The sequence below is a fragment of the Gemmatimonadota bacterium genome (assembly GCA_009838645.1).
GTDB lineage: Bacteria > JAAXHH01 > JAAXHH01 > JAAXHH01 > JAAXHH01 > JAAXHH01.
The window spans coordinates 117,087-129,430 of the sequence record VXRC01000029.1; the positions used below are offsets into that span (position 1 = coordinate 117,087).

The window sequence follows — 12,344 nt, forward strand, 5'->3', positions numbered from 1 at the left end:
GCGCAGCCTCGCAGGACGAACGGATGAGCACCGACCCCGGCATGCCGCCGACGCATGCCGGGGTTTTCTGTTTCCCCTCCGATACGTTTTCCTTGATTTAGGCCTGCAGTGCCTTACACTTTCAGGACACCCGGTCCACCATCCAAAAACTATGCAAACGCCCGGAACGACGACCCTGCCGATGCTACGAATCCTGCTTGGTTCCCAGCAAACGGGACTGATTCTCGTCATCCTGCTGCTCGGTGCGGTACTCTCCGTTTTCGCGGGGTATCACGTAGACCGCACCACGGGCGAACTCGTCAACAATTTCCTGAATTCCCGTACGCTGATGCAGACGGCCACGGACGCCAGTTTCTTCGTGATCATGGCCGTCGGGGCGACCATGGTGATCATCTCCGGAGGGATCGATCTCTCGGTCGGATCGATTTACGCCCTTTCCGGCGTGATCACCGCCATGGTCCTGCGGGCCATGGCTCCCGAAAGTCCCTTCGCGGTGGTCGCGCTGGCCGTCGTGACCTGCGTCAGCCTGGGCGTGCTTTGCGGCCTGCTGAACGGGGTGATGGTGGTCGGACTCCGCGTGCACCCCTTTATCGTCTCGCTCGGCACGATGTGGGTTTTCCGCGGCATCGCTTTCGTGGCCAGCGAGGCGGAGAGCATACTCGTGCCGCAGTCCCTGACCGACGCGATCAAGCTGTCCTTCGGTTCCGACGCCCTCTATCCCATGCCCATGATCATCATGCTCCTCATCACGGCCGCCGGCGCCGTTTATCTGTCCAAAACCGTCATGGGCCGCCATATTTTCGCCGTGGGCGGCAACGTGGAGGCTGGCCGCTACGCCGGGCTGCGGATCGACCGGATCCTGGTCGGCGTATACGTGATTTCAGGACTCACCGCGGGTATCGCCGCGCTGGTGGGCAGCAGCTACTATGGCTCGGCCTCCTGCGCCGATGCCACGGGTTACGAACTCTACGTGATCGCTTCCGCGGTCGTCGGCGGCGCGAGCCTTCGCGGCGGTCGGGGTAGCGCGGTCAACGCCATGCTCGGCGCCATGTTGATCGTCCTGATCCGCCAGTCCATCCGCACCCTGCACCTTGACCAGAACTACGAATGGGTCGTGATCGGTTGCGCGATCATCGTCGCCGTCGTCCTCGACCAGGTGAACCGCCGGCTCACGGCACGCAGACTGGCCGGAGCGGATCGGTCCGTGACCGTATAGACCCGTTCAGAAAGGAACGAAATCGATGAAACCCCTGAAGAGTACGCTACGGTCGTTGTACGCGCTGACCGGGCTGGCCATGCTGACCGTGGGCCTGTCCTTGGTTGCCGCAGGGTGTGGTGGAACCCCGCCGCCGGACGACAACCGGCTCGTGATTTCCATGATCGCCAAGAGCACGACCAATCCCGTGTTCCTGTCTTCCCGAACCGGCGCGGAGGCGGCGGCCAGGGAGTTGTCGGAAGCGCACGGCGTCGACATCGTGATCGACTGGCGAACGCCGCCGACGGAGGACGGCCAGGTACAGGCGCAGCGTATCGCGCAGGCCGTGAACGAGGGCGCCGACGTGGTCCTTATCTCCTGCTCGGACGCCGCCAAGGTCACGGGCGCTATCAATGACGCGGTGGACCGGGGCGTGCCGGTCATGACCTTTGACAGCGACGCGCCGGACTCGAAGCGGTTCGCCTTCTTCGGCGTGGACGACATCAAGACCGGCGGCCTGATCATGGGGGAACTGGCCAAAGCGATGGACGGCAGGGGTCGCGTGGCCATCCTCGCGGGCAACCAGAACGCGCCGAACCTGCGCAAGCGGGTGGAAGGCGTGCTGCAGAAGGCCGCCGAGTATCCTGAGATTTCGATCGTGGGGACCTTCTATCACATCGAAACCCCCCAGGACGCCGCCGCCGAAGTCGTGCGCGTCAACAACGCCTATCCGGATATCGAGGGATGGGCCATGGTCGGCGGATGGGCGCTCTTCACGCAGACCCTGCTGACCGACCTGGATCCCGAGCGCATGAAGATCATCTCGGTAGACGCGCTGCCGCCCCAGCTGACCTACATCGAACAGGGCATCGTACCCGTGTTGTGGGGACAGCCGACCTACCTGTGGGGGTACGAATCCGTACGCCTGATCGTCGAGAAGATCCACCTGGAGCAGGATGTGCCCGTGATCAACCCGCTCGAACTGGTCCACGTGTCCCGGGAGAACCTCGGCGAATGGGCGGCAATGCTCCAGGGGTGGGGATTCACCGACGTGCCGGAACGGTACCTGCAGATGGATGAACAACCCGCCTCGGACGACTGATTCCGTTACCTCATGGACCACAACCGACCGAATCCCTATATCGAATTCGACCGGATCACCAAGCGGTTTCCCGGCGTGACGGCTCTCGACGAAGTGACTTTCGGCATCGAGGCGGGTACCTGCCATGCCGTGGTCGGCGAGAACGGCGCCGGCAAGAGCACGTTGGGCCGCATCCTGACCGGCATTTATGGCCTCGACGGCGGACAGATCCGCATCGACGGCCGGCCCGTGCAGCTTGTTGAACCGGGAGACGCCCTGGACCTGGGTATCGGCATGGTCCACCAGGAGCTTGTTTTCTGCGAGAACCTGTCCGTCGCCGAGAACCTCTGCCTGGGGAACCTGCCGGTCCGGGGCGGGTTCGTCTCCGACCGGAAGATGGAAGACCGCGCCCGTCATCTGCTGTCGGCGATCGAGGTCGACATGGACGTGGAGACGCCCATCGGAAAACTGCCGGTAGCCCAGCAGCAGCTCGTCCAGATCGCGGCGGCCCTGGGCAGCGGCGCCCGTGTGATCGTCTTCGACGAGCCGACCAGCAGCCTCTCCCACGTGGAGGCCGAACGGCTTCGGGAGAACATCCGTCATCTCAAGTCGAAGGGGGTGACGTCCATCTACATCTCCCACGATCTGGACGAGATCTTCCGCTTGTGCGACGTCGTGACGGTGCTTCGAGACGGACGGCACGTGGCCACACGGCCGGTCGCCGAACTCGACCGGCCGTCATTGATCAACCTCATGATCGGCCGCACCTTCGAGGCCTACTTCCCCTCCCACGTGGACACCGAGCCCGGCAGAGAGAAGCTGGCCGTGGAAGGCCTGTCGAGTCCCGGCAGGTTCGAGGACGTGTCTTTCTCGGTGAGGTCAGGGGAGGTCCTTGCTCTGGCCGGCCTGGTGGGCGCCGGCCGAACCGAAGTGCTGCAGGCTGTGTTCGGGCTGGACCCCATGGCCACGGGCAGGATCAGCGTTTCCGGCCGGCCGGCGAGGATCCGTCATCCGATCGACGCCATGCGGTCGGGCATCGGTCTCGTGCCCGAAGACCGCAAGCGGTTCGGTCTCGTCCTGTCGCTCCGCGTAGACCAGAATATCGGGTTGCCCACCCTGGCCAGCCGTTCCGATTTCGGATGGATCCGCGGCAGCCGGGAAGAAGACCTGGCCCGGGAATACGTGAGGCGGCTGTCGGTGCGGCCCGACAATGTCCGGTACGACACGGCGGGCCTGTCGGGCGGCAATCAGCAGAAGGTGGTCCTGGCCAAGTGGCTGGCCGCGAACTGCCCAATCCTGCTCATCGACGAACCCACCCGGGGGGTGGACGTGGGCGCCAAGTCGGAGATGCACGCCCTCATCGATCAACTGGCCCATGAAGGCACGGCCATCGTGCTCGTGTCCAGCGAACTGCCGGAAGTGCTCAACCTGTCGACGCGGATTCTTGTACTGCGCTCAGGGCGTGTAGCCGGGGAACTCTCCCGCGATGAGGCGGATCAGGGTGCGGTGATGCGGATGATGGCGGGAGTGTAGGGGGGGAATGATCGTGGCGCTTGTTTTTAACTGCCAAGCAAACTCTGGTGAAAGAGACTAGAATACCAATGGTTTGAAGTCGTCTCCACTCATTGGGCTGTGCTCAATCCATTGCCCACTCATCTCAACCAGCACGCGTTGCTTGGAAGGTACTGGCAGCGGATTAACCTGCACGACTCTGGCTTCGTAACTGGGAACTTCTGCCATCGCTTGGACTAAATCTTCGACTAGATACCTTGGTGCCCATCCAATCATATGGTAATCGGTAGTTTGAATCTGAACAGCCACCTGAGTAGCAGGATTGGTTAGCTCCAGTGTTACATACAATTCTTCACCATCGTTTAACCGGTCAAGTCGTTGTTGTGCAGACGGATTAATATGACGCCATCCATGTAAAAAGAATCGGCAGTTAAAACTCCCATCGGCCTGCTTTTCGATTTTGGGAAACACTTCGTAAGTATCAGTTACTCTTTGTCCTCCGCTCCTCGATAGAATCTCGATGGGATCTGCCTCTCCATGTAAATCGAGACTCTGCAGGTATTCTCCGAAGTCGGGTCTGGCACGATTCATAACGCGATTCTGAAACAACGGAAACAGTTCGTTGGACTGGTAATCCCCACTAAATTCAGGAAAATCAAGAAGAGGTGTGAATCCAGCGTCTTGCTGTGCTCGTTTCGCACCGTAAATGTAACGGAATCGGTATAATGGACGATCAACAACGGCGTCAAGCTGTCCCACGGGGAACCATGCTCGACTTGGACGAGTCTCCTGAGGACGTTTGTCCTGCCACGCCAGAAAAAGGGTTTTTTCACTCATCTTGATAACTCCCGCATTTGACTCAAATTGTAATGCATCAATTGTACTGCAAACGCTCTTGCTGATTCTGACATCCAGCTTTCTGGAATACGTCTTACGGTGTTTTCTACATATTTATCGCTTAGCCTATTTAGTTTTATCAGTGCGGGAAGAAAGAGATCTGGATACTCTGGAAATGCTCGCCGTAGCAATTCAAGGGGACCGGGACCGTGCTGGTCGTTTTCTGACCAGTAGATAGCACCACGGCCTCTACCAACATAATCCCCTACTCGATTCTGTGTTAGCAAAGTCTCCCGCCGTCCATCTCTTAGTTCTCTCCCCAAAGAGGAAGCATGATCAAACGTTGGGGCTACGGCGCCTTTCCATCTGTTATCGTCTCGTCACCTTAATATACCCCAATTCTCATGATGACGATCCGTGTTGCCAATCAATGCGTCGAAAACTATGTATTCAGCCAAACGTAACTTTGCTGCTGTTTTTGACTTATGATGTGTAAATACCTGATCCGCTACACTCCAGATATTCGGCAGTATATGACTCGATTGGTTGTATTCTATTTTGGGATCATATCCCGATACACACCAACTCAATAGTTGGTTTCCATGAACCAATTCTTGGCCGTCTGATACAAATGACTTTGTTGATGATCCTTTAGTATCCTGAAATACTGCCAATTCTACCCTTGCGTGGGGTATACCAATTCGATCCGCGATTTCGGCAGCGATCTTCTCTGCCCAATGTTCTCCAGAATTACATCGAGGGAATTTAAAAAGCCAGTAATCGTCATCCTCTGGATGTGTGTGCCAGAATTTCGATTTACTCCCCATTTCTTCAAGAGTACCAATCCCCTTCTGTTCCACTTCCAAGATTGGATAAGGGTCAGTCATTTCGGTAACGCATTGACAGTGCAATAAGGGTTAATTCTCGATATGCTGTATATGGGAGATAGTCGGTGGATTCTGACCAATACTCGAGTTACTATACACAAGTCAATATACCTGATTTACCCATTAATCCCAACACATAACAGGAATCAGGATGCATTTACACATGTAAATCCTGGACTATCAAATACCGTCATCACCCCGCCTCCCCGGCGCGGCCGCCACGCCTTCCATGCCGCCGCTCACCCGCAGGACTTCACCGGTGATCCATCCGGCAGCCGGGCTGCAGAGGAAGGCCACGGCATTCGCGATGTCCTCCGGTTCGCCCCACCTCCCCAGTGGGATGGCGCTTCGAATCCGTTCGATCATCTCTTCTTCGGAAAGCCCCAGCGTCTTGCTGCGCTGGGCCATGTTGGACCGGTTGAACGCGGTGTAGACCGGGCCCGGACAGACGGCGTTCACCCGGACCCCATAGGCCGCCAGTTCCAGGGCCAGGGTCCGCGTCAGGCTGATGACGCCTTCCTTGGCCGCGTTGTAGGCCGCCACCAGGGCCGCCGGGTTCTGTCCGTTGATGGATGAGATGTTCACGATGGCGCCCGACTCCTGCCCTTCCATGATCCGGACCGCCGCCCGGCAGCAGTAGAAGGTCCCGGTCAACGTGACCCGGATGACCCGGTCCCATTCCTGGTCGTCCAGATCGACCACGGGCGCGACCTGCTGGCCGACTCCGGCGTTGTTGACCAGGATGTCGAGCCGCCCGTGCGCTTCGGCGACCTCCTCAAACAGACGGTCGACCGAGTTACTGTCCGAAACGTCCACGAAGGCGGGGAACATCTTCAGTCCCGGTTCGCGGAGTTTTCTCGCCTCTTCCTCGACCTTCTCGCGTTGCAGGTCGGCCATCACGATGGTTGCGCCGTTGCGCGCCAGCCGCTCCGCGATACCCAGCCCCAGCCCCTGCGCCGCGCCGGTCACGACCGCGGTATGTCCGTCTATGCGATGTGGATCGTCCATGACGTTGATCCTTTCATCTCTCCAGTCTCTCCGTGCCGATGTACATCTCGGTGTACACGGTATTGTTCTCCCAGAAGGGATAGAATCCCGCGCGATCCTGCTTCAGTCCCTTTAGCCACGGCTTGCGGAGCTGGAACCGGTGGTCGTGCCACAGAAACGCCCCGCCGACCTCGGCAGTCAGTATCCATTCCGCCTCTTCGTAGAGTTGCATCCGCCTGTCCCGGTCGGTTTCCCTGCGGGCCCGGTCGATCAGGTCGTTGTAACGCGCATTGTTCCAGTCGTGCCGGGTGAATCCCCGGGGCTGGGAGCGCCAGGGCACGCCGAGCAGGCTCTGGGGATCGGAGAAGTCGGCGCCGTAGCCCACCATGCCCATGGGTATCTCCCATTCGTACATCAACCGGTTGAAGGCGTTCGCCTGCATGTTGCGGATCTCGAGACGGATGCCGAGTATGTCGAGCAGCTGTTCCTGGATCATCTGCACGGCCTGGCCGCTTTGTGACGAAGGCGGCGCGTCGCGTAGCCAGACCTCGAGGGCGGGGAATCCCCTCCCGCCGGGATATCCGGCTTCGGCCAGCAGGCTGCGGGCGGCTTCCGGGTCGAACTGCTGCAGATGCCGCAACGTTTCTCCCGCATAGCCGGGGAAATTCGGGGGACGCATGCCATGGGCCGGCCGGACGGCGCCCTTGAACAGGACATCGGCTATGGTCTGCTTATCGATGGCCCGGGCAATGGCCTGGCGAACGCGGACGTCGTCCAGGGGCGGTTCCCGGGTACGAAAGAACAGGTATACCGTTGATACGCCGTTGAACTTCCAGAGCTGTTCGCTCAGCCCGGGATCATTCCGGATGCGGTCGAGATCGGCCGGGCTTCCCACGCCGACCAGGTCCACTTCACCGTTCTCGTACGGAAGCAAGCCCACGCCGCCGGACGCGCTGCCGGTCCCCGCCGTCCCCGAGAAGAGACGGACGATCTTCCTGAGATGACCGGGATTATTGCCTTTGTAATGTGGATTCAGCCGGAACGTCATGTACTTGCCCTGCACCCATTCATCCAACCGAAAGGCCGAATTGCTCACGCATCTTCCGGCCTCCGTCCATCGGGCGCCGTATTTCTCCACCTGCCATCGCGGTACCGGCGAGGAGGCCGTGTACGACGTGACGTAGGGAAGGTAGGCGCAGGGTTCTTCGGTCTCGATTTCCAGGGTCAGGTCGCCGACCGCCCGTATGCCGAGCAGGTCCGGGTCGTCGGATTCCCGCTGGTTGAACGCCCTGGCGCCCTTGATGTCATAGTAGAAGAAGGCGTACACGTTGCCGCTGTCCGGATGGAGCAGGCGCCGGTACGTGTATTCGAAGTCGCGGGCGGTGACGGGCGTGCCGTCGCTCCAGCGCGCGCCGGGATGGAGGTGGAAGGTCCAGGTCCTTCCGTCGGGCGAACGCTCCCACCGGTCCGCCGCGCCGGGAATGAGCCCTTCGTTCTCGTCGATCATGCAGAGCCGTTCGAAGAGGAACGCGCTGCCCAGGGACTCGTAAAGGGCGACGCTCACGTCCAGGCTGGAGGGTTCGTTGGAGAAGTAGCGGAATACCTGGCGTTTGGGGGGCGCCGCGTCCGGAGGTAGCGGCCTGGCCGCGGCTTCTTCCGCCGGGACGGTCTCGACGAATGGATGGCCGGGAAGGTCGGACGGGCGGTTGCCGCAGGACGTAGTCGTCAGCAGGGCGACGAGTAACCCGCAGGACGTAGTCGTCAGCAGGGCGACGAGTAACCCATACCGGCAGAAAGGGTGGAATGTTCTCCATGGTTCGAGCATGTGCCCTCGCCTTGTTCGTTATATTCGTAAGGCTCACATGCCCAGCATCTTCCTGGCGACCTCACGCGCTTGATCCAGTGTTTGCACGATATGCGCTTCCGGTACGCGCTGGATGATCCCGAGGGCGGAAAGGGTATCTTCGACGGAACCTGCAAGCGACATGACGATGAACGAGGTATCTTCGCTCGTGGCGACGTCCATGAGCTGTTCGACGACCATGGCCGCGCTGTCGTCGATGTACGTGGCCCCGGAGAAATCGAAGATGACGACGTCATGGTCCTTGATGTCTTCGCTGATCACCCCTACCAGTTTCTTGGACGAGGCCACGGTGAAACTGCCCCTGAGCGCGACCAGGCCGACCCGGGCCGTGAACTCGTCTATGCCGGAACTTTCTTCTTCCTGCGTAAAGAACTGACGGTCCAGCAGCGGAACGGACACCACGCTGTCCAGTTCGAGGTTCTCCAGTTTCCTGGCGTGGGCCATGCCGGCGACGATCAGTCCGATCGCCACCGCGGTGACCAGGTCGACGAATACGGTCAGTCCCAGGGTGATCAGCAGAATGAAGAGATGTTCCCTTCGCAGACGGTGGATCCGCGTCAGCATCCGCCAGTCGACGATGTCCCAACCCACCTTCATGAGTATGCCCGCCAGCACGGCATGGGGGATCGGTTCGACGACCCAGCCCAGGCCCAGGAGCAGCCCCAGCAGAATGACCGCGCGGACCACGCCGGACAGGCGGGTCGCTCCGCCTGCCCTGATATTGGTTACCGTGCCCATGGTGGCGCCGGCGCCGGGGAGTCCGCCCATCAGTCCGGCCACCATGTTGCCGATGCCCTGCCCCACCAGTTCCTGGTCCGCCCTGTGGCGCGTACCCGTCAGCGAATCGGCGATAAGGGAGGTGAGCAGGCTGTCCACGGAACCGAGCAGGGCGAGGATGAGCGCGGGTTCGATGGCGCGAAGCAGGAAGTCGGCCGAGGGCGGCACGAGGATGATCTCGGGCAGGCCGGAGGGTATGATCCCGATGACCGGTACTTCGGTGAACCAGAGCACGCTCAGCAGCGTGCCGGTGATCAGGGCGACGAGGGTGCCGGGCACGATTTTCGACAATCGCCGTGGCCAGAGTACGCCGACGGCCAGGGTGACGAAGGCGACTGCGAAAGCGCTGTAGTTGATGTCCCCGACGGCTTCAGACAATACGCGAACGGTGCCGACGACGCCACCCGGCGCGGCCGGCGCGCCGATGAAGGGCAGGGCCTGAATCAACATGACGATCAGGCCGATCCCGGACATGAACCCCGAGATCACCACGTGGGGAGTGTAGGCGACGTAACGGCCGATCCGCAACACGCCGAGCAGAATCTGAAGGAATCCGCCCAACATGACCACGACCAGGGCTTCGCTCATCGAACTGGCGTGTTCCGTTATGATGACCGCCATGGCCACGGTCATGGGCGCCGTGGGGCCGGAAATCTGGGAACGGGTTCCGCCGAACAACGCGGCGAACAGGCCGACGCCGATCGCGCCGTACAGACCGGCCGCCGCGCCCATTCCCGAAGCGACGCCGAAGGCGAGCGCGACCGGCAGACCCACTACCGCCGCGGTTATCCCACCGAACACGTCGCCGCGGAAGGTATCCAGGCTGTAGTTCAAAGCAGTGCTCCCGTACTTGACTGATTGGGCTTGCATCGCGGGGAAAGTAACGTATCTTCGCTGATTAAATGATATACATCGAAAGGGCAAGGTCAAGCATTCCAATGGTGTGATTCAATCCTGCGCGATAAAAGCGCGACAGGCCTCAAAAACGGACGACTGATCCCATGTGCGGCCGCCTCTCGCAGAACCTGACCTGGCAGCAGATCTACACGCTGTACACCCTGCCGAATTCCGCGCCTCGGCTTGATCCGCAACCCAGGTTCAACGGCGCGCCTACCCAGGATTTCGCGCTCTGCCGCCTGGACGAAAGTGGGCTGAGATCCATGGCCGTGCTGCGCTGGGGACTGGTTCCGTTCTGGGCTAAAGACGTCAAGATCGGCGCACGGATGATCAATGCCCGGGCCGAGACCGTCCAGGAGAAGCCGGCCTTCCGATCGGCTTTCCGCACGAGGCGGTGCCTCATCCCGGCGAACGGATGGTTCGAATGGAAACGGACTGGGCCGACCGGAGGCGGCAAGCAACCTTATTTCCTGGCGCTTGAAAGCGGTTCTCCCGTTTCCTTCGCCGCACTGTGGGAGCAATGGGGGCGGGGCGGCCAACATCTCGAAACGTTCACCATCATCACGACCGAAGCTTCGCCCGCGCTTTCGGATATACATGATCGGCAGCCCGCGGTGGTCGATCCGGACGATTATACCGACTGGTTCGACCCCGGGACGCCCGAGGAGACGCTTCAGGAGATCATAGGCACGCCTCACGAAGGTCCCTATGAAACCCGTCCCTTGAGCGACCTGGTGAACCGGGTGGCCAACGACACGCCGGACATCCTGAAACCGCTGGAGAGGCAAACGCTGTTCTGACGGATTGACGCCATCTTTTGACGCTATCTTTTGGCGCAATCTAAAGTACGCGAGGCGTGTACCGTGGTTCAACCACCCCGTGGGACTCCGCAAGACGATGCCGGTACGCTTCGGCGTCTCGTCCTGGTCGTGCTGACGTTCGGCATCGCCGGCGTTGGTTTCGAACTGGTGCTGCTGGATCACATGGAAGATCCCTGGCAATGGGCGCCGATCGTACTGCTGGCGGCCGCGCTGCCGGTTTCGATCTGGCTCATTCTCTCGCCCGGTTTCGCCGTCATACGGACGTACCAGGCCATGATGATACTGTTCGTTATTTCCGGGTTCGTCGGGCAGTGGCTGCACTACCAGGGCAACGTGGAGTTCGAACTGGAAATGTATCCGTCGCGGCAAGGGCTCGAACTGGTGTGGGAGGCGCTGAGTGGCGCTTACCCGTCCCTCGCGCCGGGCACCATGACATTGTTCGGTTTGCTCGGCCTGGTGACCTGCCTTCGGCATCCGGCCCTTCATTCAAGACCTGTATCCACCAAAACCCTGGAGAAACCATGACAAACCTGAAGAAACCCCGGTCTGTTTTGCTGCACGCGCTGATCACGGGTCTGTTCGCGGTCGTGATGGGAGGATGCGGCGACACGGAAACGGGCAGTCCGGGCAGTCCGGGCAGTCCGGGCGATCCCGCCCAGGCCGAATCGACCGTCGAATCGGCGTCGGCGGTCATCAATCCCAATCTCGCCGGACGCGACGATCTCGGGATGCTGCCGGGCATGACCTCCGAACTCGCGAACGCGGTGCTGGATGCGCGTCCCTTCATGGACATGATCGGGCTGGACGGACTGGTCACCGGGCACCTCGGCGGCGATGAGGCCGCCGCGCTCTACGCGCAGATGTTCATTCCCCTGAACCTGAACACGGCCTCGGACGCGGAGATCCTGCTGGTGCCCGGCGTGGGGGACCGGATGCTGCACGAATTCAAGGAGTACCGCCCGTACCTTTCCATTGCCCAGTGGCGGCGGGAAATGGGCAAGTACGTGGACGACGAGGAGGTCGCCCGCATGGAACAGTACGTGTTCGTCCCCATCGACCTGAATACGGCCACCGACGAGGAGATACTCGCCGTACCCGGCGTGGGGGAGCGCATGGCCCATGAATTCAGGGAGTACCGCCCGTATACCAGCATGGAGCAGTTTCGCCGTGAAATCGGTAAGTACGTGGACGATGGTGAGGTGAATCGGCTGGCAAGATACGTGGAGATCCGAAGCCAGGATCCGTAGAAGAAAGCGTGCCGCGTGCGGGGGAACTGTAGTAGGAAGTGCGCGGTTTGCGGGCGAGCTGTAGTAGGAAGCGTGCCACGAGCGGGAAATGGCAATCGGGGTGGGGGGATTTGAACCCCCGACCCCCTGCTCCCAAAGCAGGTGCGCTGACCGGACTGCGCTACACCCCGAAAACACCGGAGTATGATACGGCTCGCCGGTGGTCCTGTCAAGGCAAACCCCGGCCGCAGCGGCCCTTG

The 12,344-nt window shown here is 60.8% G+C and carries 10 protein-coding genes and 1 tRNA gene; 5 read left to right on the forward strand and 6 right to left on the reverse strand.

The window, feature by feature from the left end:
• Nucleotides 1-151: 151 nt before the first annotated feature.
• Genes F4Y38_08880 through F4Y38_08890 form a run of 3 tightly spaced genes read left to right on the forward strand, consistent with a single transcriptional unit; the run spans nucleotide 152 to nucleotide 3,809 of the window.
• On the forward strand, nucleotides 152-1,216 hold the full coding sequence (locus F4Y38_08880) for an ABC transporter permease (GenBank protein MXY49393.1): 1,065 nt from the start codon (nucleotides 152-154) through the stop codon (nucleotides 1,214-1,216).
• A gap of 25 nt (nucleotides 1,217-1,241) precedes the next feature.
• Nucleotides 1,242-2,297: a sugar ABC transporter substrate-binding protein gene (locus tag F4Y38_08885; GenBank protein MXY49394.1), complete on the forward strand. Its 1,056-nt coding sequence runs from the start codon at nucleotides 1,242-1,244 to the stop codon at nucleotides 2,295-2,297.
• A 12-nt stretch (nucleotides 2,298-2,309) separates the two neighbouring features.
• Nucleotides 2,310-3,809, forward strand: coding sequence for a sugar ABC transporter ATP-binding protein (locus tag F4Y38_08890; GenBank protein ID MXY49395.1), 1,500 nt, complete (start codon nucleotides 2,310-2,312; stop codon nucleotides 3,807-3,809).
• A gap of 57 nt (nucleotides 3,810-3,866) precedes the next feature.
• Here the strand turns inward: F4Y38_08890 and F4Y38_08895 are convergent, their stop codons facing one another.
• The 5 genes from F4Y38_08895 to F4Y38_08915 all read right to left on the reverse strand — a co-directional run bounded on the left by F4Y38_08895 (nucleotide 3,867) and on the right by F4Y38_08915 (nucleotide 10,010).
• Nucleotides 3,867-4,625: a DNA-binding protein gene (locus tag F4Y38_08895; protein MXY49396.1), complete on the reverse strand. Its 759-nt coding sequence runs from the start codon at nucleotides 4,623-4,625 to the stop codon at nucleotides 3,867-3,869.
• Between the two features lie 380 nt (nucleotides 4,626-5,005).
• Nucleotides 5,006-5,512 (reverse strand): hypothetical protein, encoded by a 507-nt coding sequence (locus F4Y38_08900; GenBank protein ID MXY49397.1) that lies wholly within the window; start codon nucleotides 5,510-5,512, stop codon nucleotides 5,006-5,008.
• Nucleotides 5,513-5,692: 180 nt separating this feature from the next.
• On the reverse strand, nucleotides 5,693-6,520 hold the full coding sequence (locus F4Y38_08905) for an SDR family oxidoreductase (GenBank protein ID MXY49398.1): 828 nt from the start codon (nucleotides 6,518-6,520) through the stop codon (nucleotides 5,693-5,695).
• 13 nt (nucleotides 6,521-6,533) lie between these two features.
• Complete coding sequence (locus tag F4Y38_08910; protein MXY49399.1) at nucleotides 6,534-8,324, reverse strand: peptide ABC transporter substrate-binding protein; 1,791 nt, start codon at nucleotides 8,322-8,324, stop codon at nucleotides 6,534-6,536.
• A gap of 33 nt (nucleotides 8,325-8,357) precedes the next feature.
• On the reverse strand, nucleotides 8,358-10,010 hold the full coding sequence (locus F4Y38_08915; GenBank protein ID MXY49400.1) for a SulP family inorganic anion transporter: 1,653 nt from the start codon (nucleotides 10,008-10,010) through the stop codon (nucleotides 8,358-8,360).
• A gap of 131 nt (nucleotides 10,011-10,141) precedes the next feature.
• Here F4Y38_08915 and F4Y38_08920 point away from each other — a divergent pair, with 131 nt between their 5' ends.
• Nucleotides 10,142-10,837 carry an SOS response-associated peptidase gene (locus tag F4Y38_08920; protein MXY49401.1) on the forward strand — a complete coding sequence of 232 codons (696 nt, stop codon included), beginning with the start codon at nucleotides 10,142-10,144 and terminating at the stop codon, nucleotides 10,835-10,837.
• Between the two features lie 200 nt (nucleotides 10,838-11,037).
• Nucleotides 11,038-12,105 carry a helix-hairpin-helix domain-containing protein gene (locus F4Y38_08925; GenBank protein ID MXY49402.1) on the forward strand — a complete coding sequence of 356 codons (1,068 nt, stop codon included), beginning with the start codon at nucleotides 11,038-11,040 and terminating at the stop codon, nucleotides 12,103-12,105.
• Nucleotides 12,106-12,200: 95 nt separating this feature from the next.
• Here F4Y38_08925 and F4Y38_08930 read toward each other — a convergent pair.
• A tRNA-Pro gene (locus tag F4Y38_08930) sits at nucleotides 12,201-12,275 on the reverse strand.
• Nucleotides 12,276-12,344 lie beyond the last annotated feature (69 nt).

What these genes read in the sequence shown, in the direction of transcription:
- F4Y38_08890 (MXY49395.1), top strand. Translation starts at nt 2,310, where the DNA reads ATGGACCACAACCGACCGAATCCCTATATCGAATTCGACCGGATCACC.
- F4Y38_08925 (MXY49402.1), top strand. Translation starts at nt 11,038, where the DNA reads ATGGGCGCCGATCGTACTGCTGGCGGCCGCGCTGCCGGTTTCGATCTG.
- F4Y38_08885 (MXY49394.1), top strand. Translation starts at nt 1,242, where the DNA reads ATGAAACCCCTGAAGAGTACGCTACGGTCGTTGTACGCGCTGACCGGG.
- F4Y38_08895 (MXY49396.1), bottom strand. Translation starts at nt 4,625, where the DNA reads ATGAGTGAAAAAACCCTTTTTCTGGCGTGGCAGGACAAACGTCCTCAG.
- F4Y38_08910 (MXY49399.1), bottom strand. Translation starts at nt 8,324, where the DNA reads ATGCTCGAACCATGGAGAACATTCCACCCTTTCTGCCGGTATGGGTTA.
- F4Y38_08915 (MXY49400.1), bottom strand. Translation starts at nt 10,010, where the DNA reads ATGCAAGCCCAATCAGTCAAGTACGGGAGCACTGCTTTGAACTACAGC.
- F4Y38_08900 (MXY49397.1), bottom strand. Translation starts at nt 5,512, where the DNA reads ATGACTGACCCTTATCCAATCTTGGAAGTGGAACAGAAGGGGATTGGT.
- F4Y38_08920 (MXY49401.1), top strand. Translation starts at nt 10,142, where the DNA reads ATGTGCGGCCGCCTCTCGCAGAACCTGACCTGGCAGCAGATCTACACG.
- F4Y38_08880 (MXY49393.1), top strand. Translation starts at nt 152, where the DNA reads ATGCAAACGCCCGGAACGACGACCCTGCCGATGCTACGAATCCTGCTT.
- F4Y38_08905 (MXY49398.1), bottom strand. Translation starts at nt 6,520, where the DNA reads ATGGACGATCCACATCGCATAGACGGACATACCGCGGTCGTGACCGGC.